This window comes from Oceanobacillus saliphilus (assembly GCF_023522835.1).
Classification (GTDB): domain Bacteria; phylum Bacillota; class Bacilli; order Bacillales; family Amphibacillaceae; genus Oceanobacillus; species Oceanobacillus saliphilus.
The window spans coordinates 611,756-630,395 of sequence record NZ_JALCZU010000001.1; the positions used below are offsets into that span (position 1 = coordinate 611,756).

22 protein-coding genes are annotated in these 18,640 nt (G+C 38.8%); 9 read left to right on the forward strand and 13 right to left on the reverse strand.

Going from position 1 to position 18,640, the window contains the following annotated elements; genetic code table 11:
- Window positions 1–17: 17 nt before the first annotated feature.
- On the reverse strand, window positions 18–164 hold the full coding sequence (locus MN204_RS02625; protein WP_249869510.1) for a hypothetical protein: 147 nt from the start codon (window positions 162–164) through the stop codon (window positions 18–20).
- 246 nt (window positions 165–410) lie between these two features.
- Between MN204_RS02625 and MN204_RS02630 the strand changes: the two genes are divergently transcribed.
- Window positions 411–1,220, forward strand: a complete 810-nt coding sequence (locus MN204_RS02630) for an N-acetylmuramoyl-L-alanine amidase (RefSeq protein ID WP_249869511.1) — start codon at window positions 411–413, stop codon at window positions 1,218–1,220.
- Window positions 1,221–1,476: 256 nt separating this feature from the next.
- Here the strand turns inward: MN204_RS02630 and MN204_RS02635 are convergent, their stop codons facing one another.
- The gene (locus MN204_RS02635; RefSeq protein WP_249869512.1) at window positions 1,477–2,238 is read right to left on the reverse strand and encodes a glycerophosphodiester phosphodiesterase; all 762 of its coding nucleotides are present in this window, start codon (window positions 2,236–2,238) and stop codon (window positions 1,477–1,479) included.
- A 517-nt stretch (window positions 2,239–2,755) separates the two neighbouring features.
- Here MN204_RS02635 and ggt point away from each other — a divergent pair.
- Window positions 2,756–4,522 (forward strand): gamma-glutamyltransferase, encoded by a 1,767-nt coding sequence (gene ggt / locus MN204_RS02640; protein WP_249869513.1) that lies wholly within the window; start codon window positions 2,756–2,758, stop codon window positions 4,520–4,522.
- A 48-nt stretch (window positions 4,523–4,570) separates the two neighbouring features.
- Here the strand turns inward: ggt and MN204_RS02645 are convergent, their stop codons facing one another.
- A complete protein-coding gene (locus tag MN204_RS02645) occupies window positions 4,571–4,993 on the reverse strand; it encodes a pyridoxamine 5'-phosphate oxidase family protein (RefSeq protein ID WP_249869514.1) in 423 nt (140 codons plus the stop codon).
- Between the two features lie 380 nt (window positions 4,994–5,373).
- On the opposite strand from MN204_RS02645, the gene MN204_RS02650 reads away from it, so the two are divergent.
- A complete protein-coding gene (locus tag MN204_RS02650) occupies window positions 5,374–6,027 on the forward strand; it encodes a lysoplasmalogenase (protein ID WP_249869515.1) in 654 nt (217 codons plus the stop codon).
- A 148-nt stretch (window positions 6,028–6,175) separates the two neighbouring features.
- On the opposite strand, the gene MN204_RS02655 is transcribed toward MN204_RS02650, so the two are convergent.
- Window positions 6,176–7,414: a YeeE/YedE family protein gene (locus MN204_RS02655; protein ID WP_249869624.1), complete on the reverse strand. Its 1,239-nt coding sequence runs from the start codon at window positions 7,412–7,414 to the stop codon at window positions 6,176–6,178.
- Window positions 7,415–7,602: 188 nt separating this feature from the next.
- On the opposite strand from MN204_RS02655, the gene MN204_RS02660 reads away from it, so the two are divergent.
- Both MN204_RS02660 and MN204_RS02665 read left to right on the forward strand, forming a co-directional pair.
- Window positions 7,603–7,722: a DUF4023 domain-containing protein gene (locus MN204_RS02660; protein ID WP_249869516.1), complete on the forward strand. Its 120-nt coding sequence runs from the start codon at window positions 7,603–7,605 to the stop codon at window positions 7,720–7,722.
- A gap of 63 nt (window positions 7,723–7,785) precedes the next feature.
- Window positions 7,786–7,965 (forward strand): small acid-soluble spore protein H, encoded by a 180-nt coding sequence (locus MN204_RS02665; protein ID WP_249869517.1) that lies wholly within the window; start codon window positions 7,786–7,788, stop codon window positions 7,963–7,965.
- 68 nt (window positions 7,966–8,033) lie between these two features.
- On the opposite strand, the gene MN204_RS02670 is transcribed toward MN204_RS02665, so the two are convergent.
- The 4 genes from MN204_RS02670 to MN204_RS02685 form a co-directional block, all read right to left on the reverse strand.
- Window positions 8,034–8,660 carry an NADPH-dependent FMN reductase gene (locus tag MN204_RS02670; protein ID WP_249869518.1) on the reverse strand — a complete coding sequence of 209 codons (627 nt, stop codon included), beginning with the start codon at window positions 8,658–8,660 and terminating at the stop codon, window positions 8,034–8,036.
- A 217-nt stretch (window positions 8,661–8,877) separates the two neighbouring features.
- Complete coding sequence (locus MN204_RS02675) at window positions 8,878–9,435, reverse strand: NADPH-dependent FMN reductase (RefSeq protein WP_249869519.1); 558 nt, start codon at window positions 9,433–9,435, stop codon at window positions 8,878–8,880.
- A gap of 204 nt (window positions 9,436–9,639) precedes the next feature.
- A complete protein-coding gene (locus MN204_RS02680) occupies window positions 9,640–10,032 on the reverse strand; it encodes an OsmC family protein (protein WP_249869520.1) in 393 nt (130 codons plus the stop codon).
- 81 nt (window positions 10,033–10,113) lie between these two features.
- Window positions 10,114–10,440 carry an MGMT family protein gene (locus MN204_RS02685; protein ID WP_249869521.1) on the reverse strand — a complete coding sequence of 109 codons (327 nt, stop codon included), beginning with the start codon at window positions 10,438–10,440 and terminating at the stop codon, window positions 10,114–10,116.
- A gap of 443 nt (window positions 10,441–10,883) precedes the next feature.
- Between MN204_RS02685 and MN204_RS02690 the strand changes: the two genes are divergently transcribed.
- Window positions 10,884–11,075, forward strand: coding sequence for an H-type small acid-soluble spore protein (locus tag MN204_RS02690; RefSeq protein ID WP_249869522.1), 192 nt, complete (start codon window positions 10,884–10,886; stop codon window positions 11,073–11,075).
- A 125-nt stretch (window positions 11,076–11,200) separates the two neighbouring features.
- Here MN204_RS02690 and alr read toward each other — a convergent pair whose 3' ends face one another.
- Window positions 11,201–12,340 (reverse strand): alanine racemase, encoded by a 1,140-nt coding sequence (gene alr, locus MN204_RS02695; protein WP_249869523.1) that lies wholly within the window; start codon window positions 12,338–12,340, stop codon window positions 11,201–11,203.
- A 289-nt stretch (window positions 12,341–12,629) separates the two neighbouring features.
- Between alr and MN204_RS02700 the strand changes: the two genes are divergently transcribed.
- The gene (locus MN204_RS02700) at window positions 12,630–13,697 is read left to right on the forward strand and encodes a YkvI family membrane protein (RefSeq protein ID WP_249869524.1); all 1,068 of its coding nucleotides are present in this window, start codon (window positions 12,630–12,632) and stop codon (window positions 13,695–13,697) included.
- Window positions 13,698–13,737: 40 nt separating this feature from the next.
- Here the strand turns inward: MN204_RS02700 and MN204_RS02705 are convergent, their stop codons facing one another.
- From MN204_RS02705 to MN204_RS02720, 4 genes are all read right to left on the reverse strand, one after another.
- A complete protein-coding gene (locus MN204_RS02705) occupies window positions 13,738–14,484 on the reverse strand; it encodes a hypothetical protein (protein ID WP_249869525.1) in 747 nt (248 codons plus the stop codon).
- Window positions 14,485–14,970: 486 nt separating this feature from the next.
- A complete protein-coding gene (locus tag MN204_RS02710) occupies window positions 14,971–15,279 on the reverse strand; it encodes a hypothetical protein (protein ID WP_249869526.1) in 309 nt (102 codons plus the stop codon).
- A 51-nt stretch (window positions 15,280–15,330) separates the two neighbouring features.
- A complete protein-coding gene (gene spx, locus MN204_RS02715; protein WP_249869527.1) occupies window positions 15,331–15,741 on the reverse strand; it encodes a transcriptional regulator Spx in 411 nt (136 codons plus the stop codon).
- A gap of 29 nt (window positions 15,742–15,770) precedes the next feature.
- The gene (locus MN204_RS02720) at window positions 15,771–16,385 is read right to left on the reverse strand and encodes a TetR/AcrR family transcriptional regulator (RefSeq protein WP_249869528.1); all 615 of its coding nucleotides are present in this window, start codon (window positions 16,383–16,385) and stop codon (window positions 15,771–15,773) included.
- A 351-nt stretch (window positions 16,386–16,736) separates the two neighbouring features.
- Here MN204_RS02720 and MN204_RS02725 point away from each other — a divergent pair, with 351 nt between their 5' ends.
- Both MN204_RS02725 and MN204_RS02730 read left to right on the forward strand, forming a co-directional pair.
- Window positions 16,737–17,846 carry an ABC transporter ATP-binding protein gene (locus MN204_RS02725; protein WP_249869529.1) on the forward strand — a complete coding sequence of 370 codons (1,110 nt, stop codon included), beginning with the start codon at window positions 16,737–16,739 and terminating at the stop codon, window positions 17,844–17,846.
- The gene (locus MN204_RS02730; RefSeq protein WP_249869530.1) at window positions 17,836–18,639 is read left to right on the forward strand and encodes an ABC transporter permease; all 804 of its coding nucleotides are present in this window, start codon (window positions 17,836–17,838) and stop codon (window positions 18,637–18,639) included. Before MN204_RS02725 ends, MN204_RS02730 begins: the two co-directional genes overlap by 11 nt.
- The last annotated feature ends 1 nt before the right edge of the window (window position 18,640 follow it).

Consider the following 18,640-nt stretch of genomic DNA (forward strand, 5'->3'; position numbering starts at 1 on the left):
AAGTGATCCGCTCTCTTCTATTTTTTATCCGTAATATACGCATTCGGTGCTTCACCGTTCTCGGAATTATAATTCTTATATGGGCTTTTTCTCCCGTTTCGCTGCTCGCCGGAGTTTCCATTCTCTTTAAACTGGTTGTTCTGCTTCTTATCCTTATTGCTCATCTGTTCGCCTCCTCATACCTTACTATCTTTAGTTTTATCGAAGCGAGTTGTTTTATTCGCTCTGAATAGAAATAGATACACAAAATCTCTCTAACCAGCTTACAAACGAAATTCTTTACCCCCGAATGCAAATTCATTTCGATACTATCTGTGAGGGGGTGGAAAAGTCGATATAGCCCACAAATAGGCTCATTGTACAAACCAATCCCCCTTAAACCATATATTATTTATCAGGAGGAGAACTACATGAAACTTTATTTGGATCCTGGTCATGGTGGTAATGACCCAGGTGCCTCGGGAAATGGTTTAAAGGAAAAAAATGTTGTTTTGGACATTGCCTTACGAATTCACGACATCATAACGGCAAACTACGAAGATGTAGATGTAAGGATGAGCCGAACAGGTGACAGCACAAAAAGTCTAAAGCAGCGGACAGATGGTGCTAACGTTTGGGGAGCAGACTATTTCTTGTCGATTCATTGCAATGCATTCAATGGTGCTGCAAATGGGTATGAAGACTTTATTCACAACAGCCTCTCTGACAATTCACAAACTGCAAGATACCAGGATATACTTCATGACGAAATCACGAAAGTAAATCAATTACGAAATCGCGGGCAAAAGAAAGCAAATTTCCATGTGCTTCGTGAATCCAACATGCCAGCATTTCTCTCTGAAAATGGATTTATCGATTACTCTGGTGACGCGGCTCTGATGAAACAGAATACATGGAAACAAAACGTTGCACAAGGTCATGTAAATGGATTGGCTAGAGCTTTTAACTTAAAACATAGAGAAAGTTCTTCCGTTTCCGGCAATATGTATCAGGTTATTGCGGGCTCCTTCAGTTCAAATAAAAATGCTGATGAACATGTGTTATTTATACAGTCAAAAGGAATAGATGCTTTCGTCGTAAGTGCGACTATTTCAGGACATTACTGGTATCGTGTTCAGGCTGGAGCATTCGAAAACCGTAAACGCGCAGATAGTCATGTTAGATCATTGAAAAACATCGGAGTAGATGCTTTTATAGTAGCTAATGAACAGCCCCAGTAATATTGGTGGAAAAAATATATACCGAAACAAAAGGTGTCGACATAAAAAACGCGACACCCTTAAAAATTTTCACCCTAATTTCTGTCGTTCATTCTTTTTTAGAAAATAGGAGCTTCTGTAAATCAGCCACCCATAATTATGTCATGAACGGTTCTGTTCTACGTTTGTTTCCTCTATCATGTATCGTTTAAGGACATGCAGGTAATTAAAAGTTGAGGCTCTTCTTTCAGCTATCCACGCAGCACAGAGATTATTTTTATACAAAGGAATTCCGCTCACTTCTGAAAAACAGTGCTTTTTCAGGGTGATCTGTAATAATTGTATTTACATTCAAATCCAAAAGTTGCTTGATCTCATCATTCTCATTTGCTGTCCAGACACGTAGCTGTTCAACTATATCTTTATACTGATGTGCGTGAATCAACAAAACGCCCTTATATAGATGCAATGCCTCCAGCTGAAGCGTTTCTAAATAGTCCTTCGGTTGAGGAATACACTGATTCAAAATCCAGGCAATTTTCGCCGACGAATTTAATGCTTTTATCTTTAAAATGCTCGGTAAATGAAAAGAGGAGTAGATTACTTTCCTCCCATTTCCATATTGTTCTACCACAGAAAGCACTTTCGCTTCCATTCCTTTATATGGATACATAAATGTCTTGAGTTCGATATTCAGTTCGGTATCATAGGGAGCAAGAAATTCAAGCACTTCCTGTAATGTTGGCACCCGTTCAGCTATCCATTGATTTCCATCATAGTTTGGAAAGGTGGAATAATTAATGCCAGCACTATATTTTTTAATTTCCGCTAGTGTAAGATCTCGAATGAGACCAGTTCCATCTGTTGTCCTGTCCAGAGCATCATCGTGAATGACAACAATTTCACCATCTTTTGTCATATGTACATCCAATTCCAGCCCATCCACACCAGCATTAATCGCCTCTTTGAATCCGAGAAGCGTGTTTTCGGGAAAACTCCCCATCCAGCCACGGTGTCCGAATACTTTCGTTGCCGACATCATAACACTCCCTTTATCTTCATTATAAAATTTATCCCCACGTTCTCATTTAAGCATATTTTTTTATAAAGATTTAGATATTTACTGAAAGCTTACATTGAATTTAAGAGAAATTCATACATTTAATATTTTTGTAATATTCAGTCACGAAGTAAGGCTATCATGTTGATCGAATTCTGTTGCTGCATGAAAGTTAGCAATAGGTAACACATTTGATGCGATACAGAGGGGTTCGTGCTTCAACTAATACAACCTTAAAAACCACTTACTTGGAACTAGAATATCCATAGTGAAAACATGAAACAGGACTAATTTCCTTTCTTATTCTAGCTTCTAAGCCAAATGTTCTGATTTTTCAATTTTTGAAGGAGAACAACGTGAGTAAAGCGAATGTTACACCATGGACTAAAATTTAACTTAATTCAGAAAGGAGTTATTAACAAAACGACCAAGAGGAGGATTTAAATTTCAAGAGTTGTTCGTAGCTTGCTTAAAACACTTTACTAGGAGGAAAAGAATGAAAAAAATTTTTAAGCAGTCGGTCATCGCATTTATTGTCCTGTTACTCGTCATTGGAACTCTTCCGGCAAGTGGTTTTGCAAAGAATTATGAAACAGATTATGAAAAGTATGATTTAGTTGCAACAGCGAATGGGGGTATGGTCTCTACATCACATGCCCTGGCCTCCCAGGTTGGAGCCGATATATTGGAAAAAGGGGGGAATGCCATCGATGCAGCGATTGCCATTCAATTCGCATTAACTGTTACGGAACCGATGATGTCCGGAATTGGTGGTGGTGGTTTTATGATGGTTTACGATGGGGAAACGGCGGAAACTACCATTGTTAATAGCCGCGAGCGGGCTCCAGCAGGGGCAACACCCGATATGTTTTTAGATGAAAACGGAAATCCCATCCCGTTTAGTGAGCGGGTAAGACATGGAACCTCCGTCGGCGTACCTGGTACTTTAAAAGGACTGGAACAAGCACATGAAATGTGGGGTTCACGTCCGATGCCGCAATTAATTGGTCCTGCTGTCAATCTTGCACAAAAAGGCTTTCCAGTGAATAAAAATTTAGCAGATTCCATTGCATCCAATCGGGACAAACTGTTGCAAACTGCTGCTGGAGATATATTTGTACCTAATGGGGAAGCCCTTCAGGAGGGTGACATGCTCGTCCAGGAAGACTTAGCAAAAACATTAAAACTTATCCGTTCCCATGGGGCTGATGTATTCTATAACGGGGAAATTGCCGATGCATTTGCTGCGACAGTCCAGGATTTTGGAGGGTCGATGACACCTGAAGATTTGGCAAATTATGATGTCACCATCGATGAACCTATCTGGGGAGAGTTCAATGGCTATGACATTGCCAGCATGCCACCACCAAGCTCAGGAGGGGTATTCCTTTTGCAAATGCTAGGAATACTGGATGGATTTAATTTATCTCAATATGACTCTCGATCCGTTGAAAAATATCATTTATTGGCAGAGGCGATGCATTTAGCATATGCAGATCGTGCTGCTTATGCAGGCGATCCAGAGTTTGTCGATGTTCCTGTACAAGGATTGCTGCATCCGGATTACATTTCAGAAAGACAAGCATTAATTGATTTGAACGTTGTAAATGGTAATCCAAACGCTGGAGATCCATGGCAATATGAAGATGTCGAACCTGATTACGAGGCGACTGTCCAGCCGAATGACCGGCAGGATGGTGAAACAACTCACTTCTCTGTAACTGATAAATGGGGAAATGTTGTATCCTATACAACAACGATTGAACAAGTTTTCGGTAGTGGCATTATGGTACCAGGATACGGATTTATGCTGAACAATGAGTTAACTGACTTCGATGCTGTTCCAGGTGGCGCAAATGAAGTACAGCCTAATAAGAGACCATTAAGCAGTATGACACCAACAATCGTATTCCAAGATGGAAAACCAGTATTAACGGTCGGGTCGCCAGGGGGGGCAACCATTATTACAACCGTGCTTCAAATCATTATTCACACACTTGAATACAATATGGACCTCGAGGATGCGATATCAGAACCTCGCATCTATACGAACAATCTCAATTCCTATCGCTATGAAGAGGATATTCCTCCAAGTGTACGAGCTGCATTGAATGCAATGGGGCACTCATTTGGAGCAAATCCGACAACAATTGGTAATGTACAAAGCATTCAGATTGACCATGAGAATGGAATCTTCACTGGTGTTGCCGATGACAGCAGAAATGGCGCTTCGATTGGGGTTGATTTGAAGGGAAAAAAATAAACAACAAAAGAAAACAATGCGGACTTGTTGTTCCGCATTGTTTTTCTGTTACATATCCAGCTCTTGTGGTGGTTCCCCTTTTTTATTCATTAACCGCACTTGAAGTGGCTCTATTTCCAAAATCAAGTATTCGGGATCGTCCGGACCATCAAAATAAAGCTTCATATCATCATTCCAAAATTCCTTTTTAAGTTCTTCCGAATGATTGAAGGAGACTTTTCCCTGGTATTCCACATATTCATCTCCAAATCCCTCTCCTTCGTAACCGATCAGAATATGCGTATATGGGTTCTCTTCAATTTCTTCCGTCTTATCCGTATCTTTATTCGTAGCAGTGTACAGTTTCAATCCCCTATGGAAAAACAGCATATATCGCGAATGAGGCTTATTTCCTTTCACTGTTGCCATTGTACCAACCGGACTTTCTTTAAAAATCTTCTCAACGGTCGATTTCATTTTTTCCTGACTCAAAATAACACACTCCTTTTTTTCATATGTTTTTATTATTCCTTTTCCGTGTAATATTAAACAAATAGGTAGGAATTGACTTTCATTAGTGCTTTCCGAGCGGAGGCTTTTCGACTGGGGATAGGGATTTTAGCTACCGTATTGACGGGGTGCGCTCTCTCGTTTGGACCGGGTCCTCTCCCGTTTGGACGGGGGGCTCTCCCGTTTGGACCGGGGGCTCTCCCGTTTGGACGGGGGACTCTCCCGTTTGGACCGGGTCCTCTCCCATCCTGCAGGGGTGATCGTATACAGTGTATAGATATAAATAATAATTTGTCGAAATAAAAGGATTTCACTATTCTTTTCTCGAATCTTATAAGTAATACACCCAAGGAGTGAGCTTTATGATTCTATATCAGATACCATTACTCATTTTGACAATGGGGCTTGTTTATATTTTCATTGCTCCATCAGAACCTTATATTTTTAGTCTGTTCTTTAAACTCGTACCAATGTTTTTAATTCTTATCTATGCTTTTAAGCGGTTACCAAGGAAAAAATCTAACATACATTGGTTGCTTATTTCGGGACTAATTTTCGGTATCGTTGGTCATGTTACAGCTCATTGGTTTTTAGTCGGGCTCTCTGCTTTTTTTGTTGGGCATCTTTTTTATATGGCTGGATTTTTATCGGTGTGGAAGTTTGGTAAGGTGCGTTTTGCTATGATTCTGCCTATTTCGGTATACGGCTTTTTTATGGGAAATGAATTGTTAGTGGCTTTAAATACAAGTGGCAATGAGGTATTAATCATCCCTATAATCCTATATTTGATTGTTACTTTACTAATGCTCTGGTCCGCAATAATGACTGGAAACAGATGGGCAATCTTAGGCAGTTTATTATTTGTCATCTCAGACTCGATCCTCTCATTGAATATATTTATCGCATCTGTGCCTAATTCTGAAGCACTTATTATGTCTGCTTATTACGCAGCACAGTTCTTCATTATCCATAGTCTCGGGACGATAGTAGGAGAGAATAAACGGATTGTTTGGTGATGAGTCTGATTTACATAATAGAGGCGTGAAGCAAAAATCCTAGCTAAATTTGAATAAAACCCCGAAACCAATAAAGGGTTTCGGGGGATTTATTTGCAGGTAAGAAATTATAAAATTTACCTAGCTTTAGGGTGCTTGAGCTTCTATACTAACAAAACTGATCTGATTTTTTCGGGTTCATCATACCAAATAAAGGTCTTATAAACAAGGCCAGGCCAGTGCCAAGCAGTGCCATGATAGCCCAGACCCATCCATGAAGGCTGAATGATGCAATTCCACCAAAATAGGCGCCAATATTACAGCCGAAAGCTAGACGGGATCCATACCCCATCAGAAGTCCTCCAACGATAGCTGCTCCGGCAACACCTGGTTTGAATTTTTTCGGTCTGAATGTCCCTTGTGCGGTTGCGGCAATAAACGCTCCAAGTATAATACCAAAATTCATCACACTTGTTGAATCGGCCAACACGGTTTGGGATAATGCATCTCCAGTCGCACCTGCAAAATAACCCCAAGAAGAAACATCCACACCGATTGCTTGCAGCGTTTTACCACCCCATAAAGCAAATGCAGAGGTGATTCCCCATGGTTGACCTCTTACTGTCAGCGTTAAAGCATTTAAAATTGCCAGTATGATCGCTGCTGTAAATAATGGCCATGAGCCTCTAAAGATTTTCTTCCAGCCACTTGTAGTTGGTAGTGGTTTCATGGATGGAGGATTTTTTCTTTTTGCAATTTTAATGGTTATCCCATAGATTAGAGCAAATAAAGCCATTTGAACGAACCATGCTCCAAAAAAGCCCAGTCCTGTTGATTCCGCCAATGATATCGGCGGTAATGAAGGGGTGTCCATCCAAAAGGAAAAATGATACGCACCAATGGTTGAACCGATAATAAAGGCAATCAGCGTTAAAACCATGGAAGAGGCACCACCACCAAAATTATATAGTGTACCGGACGCACAACCATTACCAAGCTGCATCCCTATACCAAAGATAAACGAACCAAAAATTACACTGACTCCAACCGGAGAAACATAACCTGCAGGTGTGACTCCTGTAAAACTAAAACCGGTGCTTAATATAATTGCAAACAATGTTGTAGCTACTGCAAACATGACCATATGCGCCTGAAGCCCCTGAACATTCCCCACTGAAGCGAGTCTGCGAAAAGCTGACGTGAAGCCAAATCTAGCATGAAGCAGTGTAACTCCTAAAGCCAAACCTATCATATATAAAATACCTTGCACCCAACCGGATGTCATCACAACGGATATCAATAAAGCAATAGCTCCAATGATTCCCAATGTCATGAGTGGTTTTTGCATTGGATTGAGTTCTGAAATAATTGTTGTTGCCGGTTTGAGATGAAATCTTTTTTCCGTCATAACAGATTGTTCCACTAATAAAACCCCCTTATCATATTAACTTAGTAGGAATTAAATAATAGTAAATCATTATGCACAAAATGTAAATAGGAAGTTCGGCATATGCCACCAAACTCATATAGTAAGTTGCATTTTTTAGCCGATCAATGGTAAGAATAAATGTATTAGCTGATCAAGGAGGTGCAGACGTGGACAGGACAAGTGATTTTGTAAAGAAGTTTAATGACACGAAAGAGAAAGACCAACAGAACAAAAAGCGCCAAGGTCACGGAGACCCAGCTAAAAAGTTACCTAACAAGCGACATTGATATAATTGCAGGTAGTTGGCCTTGAGAAGAAGCTTATAACAACATCCATGGAGGTTTACTTATATGAATATACAAAGAGCAGAAGAAATTGTAGAATCACCAGAATTAGTTAATGTCACTTATAACGGGAAAATGATTTACATTCAACATGTTGATGAAAACAACCAGATTGCACGCATTTATCCACTCGATGACCCTCAAAACGAATTCGATGTTCAACTTGATCAGCTTCATGAAGAATAGATATAGAAGTATGTTAAATTAATTCGAATAAAAAAGGATGTCGATGTCGACATCCTTTTTTAGTGGTATTATCTTAATGAATTAAATGCTCCTGTCCAGGAAATAACCTGGTCAAGCATTTGATTTGCATTGGCTTCATGGTAATCAGCAGGTTTGAATTCGCTCATGTTCACGAAGTCAGTCATCAGTGAGAATGTTACTGCTGTCTGAACGTCAGCAACCTGAAGTTCACCTAAGATAAGGCGTAGATTTTCGTGTGCACGTGTACCACCTAGGCTACCATAACCAACGAATCCAGCCACTTTATTAGCTACTTCCGGTTTTAAGAAGTCTAGAGCATTTTTAAGTGCTCCACCTGCTGCATGATTGTATTCTGGCGTTACAAAGATGTAACCATCAAAAGAAGCCATTTTATCAGACCATGCTTTTATAGCTGTTTCTGAACCGACTTGATTTGCTTCCGTCAATTCTTCACCTAGCAATGGCAGATCGTATTTCGCAAGATCGACAATTTCATAATCTACATTATCATTGCGTTTTGTTGCGAAATCGTACATCCAATTAGCAACAGCTTCCCCATTGCGTCCTTCACGTACACTACCCTGAATGATAGCTATTTTTAAGTTATCAACTTTTACAACCGCATCTTCTTCTTTTTTATTTGATTTACCAAATAATTTATCTAAAAAACCCATTTTAGCACCACCTGTTCTTATTTTAGTTAAATGATAGTAAAAAGACAGCTACCCCAATAACAACCATGCATAGGCGCAATTGTCACCCAGGGTAAACTGCCCTTTTTATCCCCAGAAAAAGCATATGAACCATATGATTTCTTAGGACTTTTTCTAAGGTTATTTTAAAAGTGATCCTCGTCTTAAGGCATCACTATTTACTCGAAAGATAATGTTCTTATCGAATTGTTTTTAATGCTTTACTCCATGCAACTACTTGATCAAGCATACCGTTAGCATTTGCTTCATGGTAATCAGCAGGTTTGAATTCGCTCATGTTAACGAAATCAGTCATCAATGAGAATGTAAGCGCTGTTTGAACATCAGCAACTTGCAATTCACCTAAGATTAGACGCATGTTTTCATGTGCACGAGTACCACCTAAGCTACCGTATCCAACGAATCCAGCTGCTTTGTTAGCTACTTCTGGTTTTAAGAAGTCTAATGCATTTTTAAGTGCTCCACCTACAGCATGGTTGTATTCTGGTGTTACGAAAACATAGCCATCAAAAGAAGCCATTTTTTCAGACCATGCTTTGATTGCTGTTTCAGCTTCTGCTTGTCTGTCTTCCGGAAGTGCTTGACCAAGGAATGGCAATTTATATTCAGCCAAGTCCACAATTTCGTATTCTACACCGTCATTACGTTTTGTTGCAAAATCATATGTCCAATTTGTTACAGCTTCTGCATTACGTCCTTGACGAACACTACCTAAAACAATACCTATTTTTAACATGTATAATTCCTCCTATGTTCTCTTCTCAATTGTTATTAATTAAATATACTTTAATTACTTATAATATAACATGGTTTTATCGCTATTGCAACACATTTGATTCTTTTTTATTATATGCTTATAAATAGTAACTAACAAGTAATATGACTCCTATGCAAAACAAAACTTCTTATTTCCTACCTGAGCCGGGGAAAACCCCATAGCCTATGCTTGGGGTTTTTGAATTTCAAATGTTTCTATAACGTTAATACTACCTTTTACTGATTGGACCATAGAGCAGTTTTTTGTTGAGAGTTCAAGTGCTTTTTCCACTTTGTTTCCATCGATGTCATTTCCGATAAGCGTAAAATGCAATTTAATTTCTTCGACACGGTTAGCCTCTTCCGGAACTCTTTTCACATCGGCAGCAATTCTAATGTCATCATAATCGATGCGCATTTTAGTAAGAACTTTCTTCAATACACCCCCGCTGCATCCAGCTACGGACGATACTAATAAAGCATACGGTCTAAATCCAAATTCGTCATTACCGGAAATGGTTAGCTTGCCAAAATCAAATTCAGATTCGAAGCCATTTTCATGCATGGTAAATTCCATTATAATCACCCAACTCCTTTTTTTACTCTTATTATAGAGAAAAATCGTTTGAATGAATAAACATACGCTTCAGATCAAATTTCACATTCTTTCTACATCCGTCATATTGAAAAATTGATACATCTCCAAATTAACATGGCCTGTCGTACTGACTGCGATTCCTTCATCTTCCAGGCGTAGTTTCTGTTCCATCCACGTTTCGCTATCTTTTATCGCAATGCGACCTTTGGCATTAAGTACACGATGCCAAGGCAGGCTGTGCTTTCGGCTCATGGAATGTAGAATTCTGACGACCTGTCTTGCTGCTCTCGGACTTCCTGCCGCTCTGGCAATTTGCCCGTATGTCATGACTTTTCCTGCCGGGATATTTTTTATTATATAGATTACTTCTGCAGTAAATGGTTTCATTTTACACCTTTTCAATTCAGATTAGCGAGGATACAAGAGACCATACTCGCGCACGTTTAACCTGGTAGCTATTCAGCTGGTTATTATTGATGAATTCCGTTCGAGTAATTTTTGTTGCTTTAAAAGCCTTCATTTTCTGTGAACTACGAAGTAACTTAATTAATTACAATTAGATTTAATATAAGCTGTGACGCGGGATTAAGCAGCTTCGACTATCGCTTTGGGAAATACACTGCGAGAATAGTACATCTCCAAGCCTCCTGTAAAAATCAAAAGCCTAAAGTGTTTTCGACTGGTGAAACTGATGTTTATGAATGTTGTCAATTCCACTTTGCTAAGTCTTTAGTTATTATTGATTAAACTATGTAAAATTTACTTTGTATATCCTCCTATAGTAATACAGAAAATAGTTCTACAGCCACTTATAAAGAAGGAGGGGCTTCATGGATAAACAGCGGGCACAGGAGATTATGGATTCCATCGCGATGATTAATGTGAACTACCATGGAATTCCAGTTTATATCCAATCATTGGACCCAAATAGTGAGACAGCAACTGTTTTTCCACTGGATAATATGAAACATGAGCAATCCGTAGAATTGGCTGGATTGAATGAAGTACCGTTAGGAGAATAATCATATTTTTTTGCATGGATTTGCATTGTTATACTTTAGCCAAAAGATGTGTACTCAAAGATTTCGCCTGAAACCAGTCCATGCAAACGATAGAAAAGAATGCTCTATTCTTAGAGCATTCTTCTTTATAACCGTTCACGATATATATAAACCCTTGGAACACGTTTACCTATTAAACATGCTGCTTCGTAGTGAATTGTATTCATTTGGTCAGCCACAATACCAAGTGAAATAAAACCATCTTCTGGGTCGCCGAAAAGTGTAATCACTTCATGCTTGTCCAACGAATCGAGGGACGATACATCAATCATTGTCTGGTCCATGCAGATTCGCCCAACAATTGGGACATCCTTACCTTTTACAGTGACATTTCCATTATTCGAAAGCTGTCTGGAAAATCCATCCGCATAACCAACAGGCAGGGTGGCAATGGTGGATTGTCCTTTGGCAATATACGTACATCCATAACTGATTGGTTGGCCTGCATCCAATTTTTTTATCATAACTGGCTTCGTTTTAAAGCTCATTGCTTGTTTTAATTTTATTTTATCGTGCAGTTGATCACTTGGGTAGAGCCCATATAAGCTAATACCGACACGAACCATGTCCAGGTGCATATCTGGAAAGGCGATGGTTCCGGCGCTATTACAGCAATGCTTTATTTGGATGTTTACATCATGTTTTTCCAAATAGCTAATGACTGCGGTAAAATTCTCAAATTGCTTATATGTATAGGTTGAATCCAGATTATCTGCGTCAGCAAAGTGCGTGAAAATGCCTTCCAGAAGTATTTCTGGGGAATATAAAGTTTGGCAAATCCTTAACGCTTCTTCTGTATCCTGAATGCCTATCCTATTCATTCCACTGTCTATTTTCAAATGAACTTTTGCTGTTTTTTGGAAATCATTAGCCGCTTTTTTTAATTCTGGAACACTTTCATCTGTGTATATAGTGACGGTAATATCATGTTTGACGGCTTCCCGAACAGCAGCCGGCGATGTATAACCCAAGATCAAAATGGGAGTCGTAATCCCTGCCTCCCGTAATTTCAGGGCCTCATCCAAAAAGGCAACTCCCAGATAATCCGCACCTGTTTCAATGGCAGTACTTGCCACCTCTACCGCTCCATGACCATAGCCATCAGCTTTTACAACTGCCATTAATTTTGTCTCTTTCCGGATATGATTCTTAAAGGATATTACATTGGATTTAATGGCATCCAAGGATACTTCTACCCATGTATCTCGATAGCTATCCTGATTCATGAAGTTTTCCTCCTTAACAAATAGAATTAGAAAGCGTGGCTGTCAGCTAGTTTTCGGTGCCAGCCTTGATTGCAATGTTGCATATAGGAAAGCTATCCTTCTTATATGCCAATAGAATCATTTTACCACTCAAAAACATCAAATTACAGATATTATGATATAATATTTACATTTCCTTCTCACATATAGCCCCATGCAAGTATCCAAAACCATTCATATAGATAAAGTGCGATATTATTCGATATACTTACTTAAGACACGCATCTTTGAAAGGAGACAATCAGACATCATGAAGAAAATTTTTCAACTGGGAAGTGCATTCGTCGGTGTTATTGTCGGCGCTGGTTTCGCCTCCGGACAGGAAATACTGCAATACTTTACGAGTTTTGGGTTGTTAGGGACAGTTGGAGCTGTAATTGCTACCGTGCTTTTTGCCTATCTTGGAATGGTCATTATGCGACTTGGCAGCCGGATGAGGACAACCTCCCATAAAGAAGTTATTTATAAGATCAGCGGTAGATTTCTCGGAACCATTATTGACTATGTTATCATCTTCACTCTATTTGGAGTTGGCGTGGTGATGATTGCAGGTGCAGGGTCCAATCTGAATCAGCAACTCGGACTCCCTTACTTTGTTGGAACAAGTATCATGTTTGTGCTCGTCCTTCTCATAGGGATGCTGAATATCAATCATGTTGTCAATATTGTTGGGAGTATTACACCTTTTTTGATTCTTATAGTCATCATTATCTCGATATATAGCTTGGTCACGATGGATGGTTCACTTACAGCCCTTGACAGTATCGCGAAAGAACAACCAACAACGTTACCAAACTGGATTGTAGCTACCATAAATTATGTCTCCTTTAATATAGCAGTGGGGGCCTCGATGGCACTGGTTATGGGTGGTTCGGAGGAAAACGAAAAAACAGCGGCTCTCGGCGGATTGACCGGTGGACTTGGGATAGGGATTCTTATCTTGTTAAGCCACCTCGCTATATTCTCAACGATTGATAAGGTGCAAGGCTATGACATGCCAATGCTCCAATTAGCCAATATCATATCTCCATTTATTGGTATTGTGATGGCTATCGTACTGTTTACGATGATTTTTAACACAGCGGCAAGCATGTTTTTTTCATTCAGTGCACGGTTTACAGAGTTGGGAACCGGAAAGTTTAAACTGTTCCTCCTTATTTCATTAGTTGTAGCATATGCATTGAGTTTCTTAGGCTTTACAGAACTTGTCAGCTATTTCTATCCACTTATAGGTTATCTTGGTCTAGTTCTCATAGGAGTGCTAATTTTCACTTCTTTTCGAATGAAGAAGTTAGAACGACAAACAGAAAAACAGTAATTTTTAAGGCGATACAGCATTGGAAACTGTATCGCCTTTTCTATTTGCTGCTCTTTTCCGCTTCCTTTTTTTTGGGTGTTCGTAAATGGTTTGTCTTCAGCTGGTCAGATCCGGAAATCAGGCTCAGAATATAGGATGATGTCTGCTCTATTTTTTCGGACAAATAATTCGTTCGTTCAAATACAAGACTTCGGAAATAATCCATCTGTCTAACGAGCTTTTCCATCAAAGCTTCTTGATTGTCCAGGCGCTTTGTTACTTCATCATTAGAGGTATCCTGTGCAGCCATTTGTTCAGATAGTTGCTTTTGCTGATTCGTCTGCTCCTCTATTTTCAAATCAAGTTGTTCATTTGTACGAGAAATATCCTCCAGAATTCCCCTGAATATCTCCTGGGAAGCTGTTAACTGAGATAATTTTTCCATTGCTTTTTCACCAGATAACCGATCTTCATCAAAAATTAAATCCAGTCGTTGATAATCTGCATCGAGTTTCTTTAATTGGCTGGAAACTTGATTTTCCATCACTTCATGCTGTTCATTCATTTTCCGAAGTTCTGCTAATTGGCTGCCAATTTTTTCCCATCTGGACGTATTTTTATATTCCTGCTGTTCATACCGCTGTGAAATTTCGTGAAGAGAACGCTGCAATAATTTATTAATTTGTTGTTGTTCATGAATCATTTCGGATAGATGGTTCTTTACGAAATAGCCTTGATTTGGCTCCTTTATTTTTCCATCATTCTTATAAAGGTTCTGATGAATTGAATCATTCATATATAATCCCATCGGTTTGCCTCCTTACCTATTGATGTATTATCCTATGCAGTTTGTAAAAGCCGGGGACTAATGACCATAGAGAAAAAGCACAGCCATCCATTTCCGGCTATGCTTTTAAATCTTTTTAATTCAATTTTGTTGTTTTTTATTCTCCTTGTTGATGTAAAGTGCTACGTTAAATTTTAACTTTGGGCTGCGGTTGCCCTGGAAACATTCTTCCATAACCAGCGCTACAGATTTTGCCATAGATAAAATTTACGTCGCACTTAACATATTTTGTGAGGGGTAGCAAGGTGACTATTCGTAATAGATATTATAAGTTAAAAACAGTTGCCTTTTCGACTTATTGTAATGGTAAAAGAAATTGCATAGAAAGTTACGTTAGACTTAAAAATGAAGACTATTCGCTGAAAAACGAATAAGAAATACAACTATTACTGTCGCCCTTGCTTATGGATGATGGAATAGCTATCAGTAGATGGTTTTGTGCGTTGCTTACACGCCTCTCTCACTGTGTGGCAGTGTTTTACGATATTCCTTGAATGCCTCGACAAAAGCTTCGGGAGAGGTTTTTACTATATAGGAATAGACCCCATAATTCGTATGTAAATATAGTAATCCACCATCTCCTCCTATAAAACGATAAGATACATCCAACACATCATCGATGGAAAATTCTCTATGCTTTGTCACGATTTTTTCCTCATATAAATACATCTTTCGTTTGTGTTCCACATCAATTTGCTCAATGCTGCTTACTTCACGCACAATCTTTATGTACGGCTGTTCTGCTATCAGATTCATCTAAACCCTCCACTACATGACAGCTTATTATTTCACTTCCCCTTGAGATTCCTAGCTTTCTGCGAGACTGAGATGATTTGATCTCCATTGCAGCCATTGATATTCCCGGGTCTTTCTTGGAAGGAACTGACGAATATCATCTTCATGATAGCCAACCTGAAGCCTTTTTTCATCAACCATTATCGGACTTCTTAACAGCCTAGGATATTCTTGAATTAATTCCATCAGCTCTTGTAATGGCAAAGCTTCAATATCCAGATTCAAATCTTTATAAACTTTTGATCTTGTAGAGATTATTTCATCTGTTCCCTCAACTGTCATTCTTAAAATACTTTGCAGTTCATGAACTGTCAATGCATCCTTCATCACATTTCTTTCCACATAATCAATGCCATGCTTTGTTAACCATTGTTTTGCTTTTCTTGTGGACGAACAGGCAGCCCCATAAATTGTTACTGTCATTTATCATACCCCATTTTCATATTTATAATTTACTTACTTAGTCCTTTCCTTAACAGGTTCATCTCAATCATAAAGTTTTCCAATGCTTCTTCATCGGAAATATCCCTTGAATACTTATCCACCAGATTTCTGAATGTTACGGATGTCAGGATTTGCATAATATGAAAGAACTCTTTCTCATCCGAAATATTTAATTTTTCTTTATCGATCATATTTCTAATTTCAATAAGCGAACTTTTGCCTGAATCCTTTATCGTGAAAATTTTTGTAAACACATCCTCTATCTCATGTGTCACATTCATTAGTGCATTTTTTAAAAAGTTAAGATTATCCTCTTCACCAAGTTCCTTCAGCATCAGACAAAACAAATCCTCAATTGCCGCAAGGATATCGCCATTATTTTTTTGAAGGGAAATAATAAAGAATTCTTTCCTTTTGTTCGTTTGCGCTTCCAAAAGATAATAAAAAGCATCTTCTTTATTCTCAAAGTATTGATAGAAGCTTCCTCTTGGTATTCCAGCTGCCTTTACAATATTTGCAATGGATGCCTGTGATAATGGAACCCTCGAAAATTCCTCTTCTGCCGATTCTATCAATTTTTCCCTTTTATTATCTGGCAGGTTAAAAAATGTTTTTTTAGGCATTTTCTCCCTCCATATTCCCCGTAAATGACACCATGTCATGTGTCTACTTCCATAATAAGTGACACAATGTCATAAGTCAATAATTTTTAATGACATTGTGTCACTTTTCAATAGGAAATTTGTCTATTTTATGAATGCAACCTATATGTTCATAAAACTAGTAATTCCTTTTTTATCATTATCATGTATAATTATTTGGAATATTAATGGATTGAGACGCCATTTATTCAAGGTTTAAGCAGGAATTAGCATGATTTAATTGCCAGTTACTGTATTCCCTGTTTTTCATACTTTAATCCACACAAAGTATTAAATTTATTCATAAGATATTTATTTATAAAGGAGATTGCTATGACTACTTCCGCTATTATTCAATTTAATAATGTCACCAAAAATTATGATAATAATCCCCCAATTCTAGATGAGGTCAGCTTCAAAATAGAACGTGGCAAATTCTACACATTATTGGGACCCTCTGGTTGCGGGAAAACGACCATCCTCCGATTGATTGCCGGTTTTACGGAAGCAACCTCAGGAGAAATTTATTTTAATGGCAAAAAGATAAATCATATACCAGCCAATAAACGTCAAGTAAATACCGTTTTTCAGGACTATGCATTGTTCCCTCACCTGAATGTCTATGAAAATGTTGCATTTGGATTGCGTATTAAAAAGATGAAGAAACAAGCCATTGATGCAAAGGTTAAAGAAGCACTCAGCTTTGTTAACCTTCATGGCTATGAAGAACGGGAAATAAAAAATATGTCCGGTGGGCAGCGCCAGCGTGTGGCAATCGCCCGAGCAATCGTTAATGAACCAGAAGTCATTCTTTTGGATGAGCCGTTATCAGCGCTTGATCTGAAGCTCCGTTACCAAATGCAGTATGAGCTAAGGGAATTGCAGCGCCGACTCGGCATTACATTTATCTTTGTCACCCATGACCAGGAGGAAGCGCTAGCAATGTCCGATGAAATATTTGTTATCAATAAAGGGAAAATTCAGCAAAGCGGAACTCCAAACGATATCTATGATGAGCCAATCAACCGTTTTGTGGCTGATTTTATCGGTGAGTCCAATATTGTTAAAGGAACAATGATAGCCGATAATCTCGTTGAATTTGGCGGAAAAAGATTTGCATGTGTGGATCGCGGGATGGACCCAAATGAGCCTGTAGAAGTCGTGATCCGCCCGGAAGATATGGAAATAACAACAGAGGAAAATGGCATGTTGAATGTGACGGTGGATTCCCAGTTATTCCGTGGCGTTCATTATGAGATTGGTGGTCGTGATCAGGAAGGAAATGAATGGCTTGTCCAATCCACTAAAAAATCAGTCGTTGGTGAAAAAATAGGTTTGCGATTTGACCCGGAATCGATTCACGTGATGCGTTTCAATGAGACCGAGGAAGATTTTGACCGCCGATTGGATTCGTACTCGGAGGAGGAAGCTAATGGAAAATAAATTATCGCGCAATTTGTTTATGATTCCTTATGCGCTATGGATTATTTTATTTGTTGTTTCTCCCATTCTTCTCGTCGTTTATTTTTCATTCTTTGATATCGAAGGTAATTTTTCATTCATTAACTATAAGAATTTCTTTACCCCTGTTTATATGCAAATGACGTTCAGTTCGTTCTGGTATGCATTTCTGATTACCGTATTATCCTTACTGGTTGCCTATCCAACAGCATACTTGGTGACACGAACAAAGCATAAGCATTTATGGCTGTTACTGATTATCGTACCATCGTGGATTAATTTATTATTGAAAGCATATGCTTTCATCGGTATTTTTGGCACGTATGGTGCAGCGAATAGCTTCCTGGAATTTATTGGTATTGGTTCAAGACAGCTCTTATTTACAGATTTCAGCTTTGTCTTTGTTGCCGTATATATTTTCATTCCATTTATGATTCTGCCCATTTTTAATGCGTTGGATAATTTGAATCCCTCGTTCGTTTATGCCGCCAAAGATTTGGGCGCATCCAAATGGGTTACATTCAGAAGAATCATTCTTCCACTCACGATGGATGGAATAAAAGCTGGATGTCAGGTTGTTTTTATTCCTGCATTATCCCTTTTCATGCTCACTCGTTTGATTGCGGGAAATCAGGTAATTACCTTGGGGACAGCAATCGAACAGCATTTCCTTGTGACACAGGACTGGGGGATGGGTTCAACCATTGCCGTGTTCCTCATCTTCATTATGTTTATTATTATCGGTCTGACCGGTTTTAGAAAGCGGGGTGCTTAAA

Excerpts from the sequence above, each read along its gene's own strand:
- MN204_RS02625 (WP_249869510.1), bottom strand. The coding sequence starts at position 164 with ATGAGCAATAAGGATAAGAAGCAGAACAACCAGTTTAAAGAGAATGGA.
- MN204_RS02630 (WP_249869511.1), top strand. The coding sequence starts at position 411 with ATGAAACTTTATTTGGATCCTGGTCATGGTGGTAATGACCCAGGTGCC.
- MN204_RS02635 (WP_249869512.1), bottom strand. The coding sequence starts at position 2,238 with ATGTCGGCAACGAAAGTATTCGGACACCGTGGCTGGATGGGGAGTTTT.
- ggt (WP_249869513.1), top strand. The coding sequence starts at position 2,756 with ATGAAAAAAATTTTTAAGCAGTCGGTCATCGCATTTATTGTCCTGTTA.
- MN204_RS02650 (WP_249869515.1), top strand. The coding sequence starts at position 5,374 with ATGATTCTATATCAGATACCATTACTCATTTTGACAATGGGGCTTGTT.
- MN204_RS02655 (WP_249869624.1), bottom strand. The coding sequence starts at position 7,414 with ATGACGGAAAAAAGATTTCATCTCAAACCGGCAACAACAATTATTTCA.
- MN204_RS02665 (WP_249869517.1), top strand. The coding sequence starts at position 7,786 with ATGAATATACAAAGAGCAGAAGAAATTGTAGAATCACCAGAATTAGTT.
- MN204_RS02670 (WP_249869518.1), bottom strand. The coding sequence starts at position 8,660 with ATGGGTTTTTTAGATAAATTATTTGGTAAATCAAATAAAAAAGAAGAA.
- MN204_RS02675 (WP_249869519.1), bottom strand. The coding sequence starts at position 9,435 with ATGTTAAAAATAGGTATTGTTTTAGGTAGTGTTCGTCAAGGACGTAAT.
- MN204_RS02680 (WP_249869520.1), bottom strand. The coding sequence starts at position 10,032 with ATGGAATTTACCATGCATGAAAATGGCTTCGAATCTGAATTTGATTTT.
- MN204_RS02685 (WP_249869521.1), bottom strand. The coding sequence starts at position 10,440 with ATGAAACCATTTACTGCAGAAGTAATCTATATAATAAAAAATATCCCG.
- MN204_RS02690 (WP_249869522.1), top strand. The coding sequence starts at position 10,884 with ATGGATAAACAGCGGGCACAGGAGATTATGGATTCCATCGCGATGATT.
- alr (WP_249869523.1), bottom strand. The coding sequence starts at position 12,340 with ATGAATCAGGATAGCTATCGAGATACATGGGTAGAAGTATCCTTGGAT.
- MN204_RS02700 (WP_249869524.1), top strand. The coding sequence starts at position 12,630 with ATGAAGAAAATTTTTCAACTGGGAAGTGCATTCGTCGGTGTTATTGTC.
- MN204_RS02705 (WP_249869525.1), bottom strand. The coding sequence starts at position 14,484 with ATGGGATTATATATGAATGATTCAATTCATCAGAACCTTTATAAGAAT.
- MN204_RS02710 (WP_249869526.1), bottom strand. The coding sequence starts at position 15,279 with ATGAATCTGATAGCAGAACAGCCGTACATAAAGATTGTGCGTGAAGTA.
- spx (WP_249869527.1), bottom strand. The coding sequence starts at position 15,741 with ATGACAGTAACAATTTATGGGGCTGCCTGTTCGTCCACAAGAAAAGCA.
- MN204_RS02720 (WP_249869528.1), bottom strand. The coding sequence starts at position 16,385 with ATGCCTAAAAAAACATTTTTTAACCTGCCAGATAATAAAAGGGAAAAA.
- MN204_RS02725 (WP_249869529.1), top strand. The coding sequence starts at position 16,737 with ATGACTACTTCCGCTATTATTCAATTTAATAATGTCACCAAAAATTAT.
- MN204_RS02730 (WP_249869530.1), top strand. The coding sequence starts at position 17,836 with ATGGAAAATAAATTATCGCGCAATTTGTTTATGATTCCTTATGCGCTA.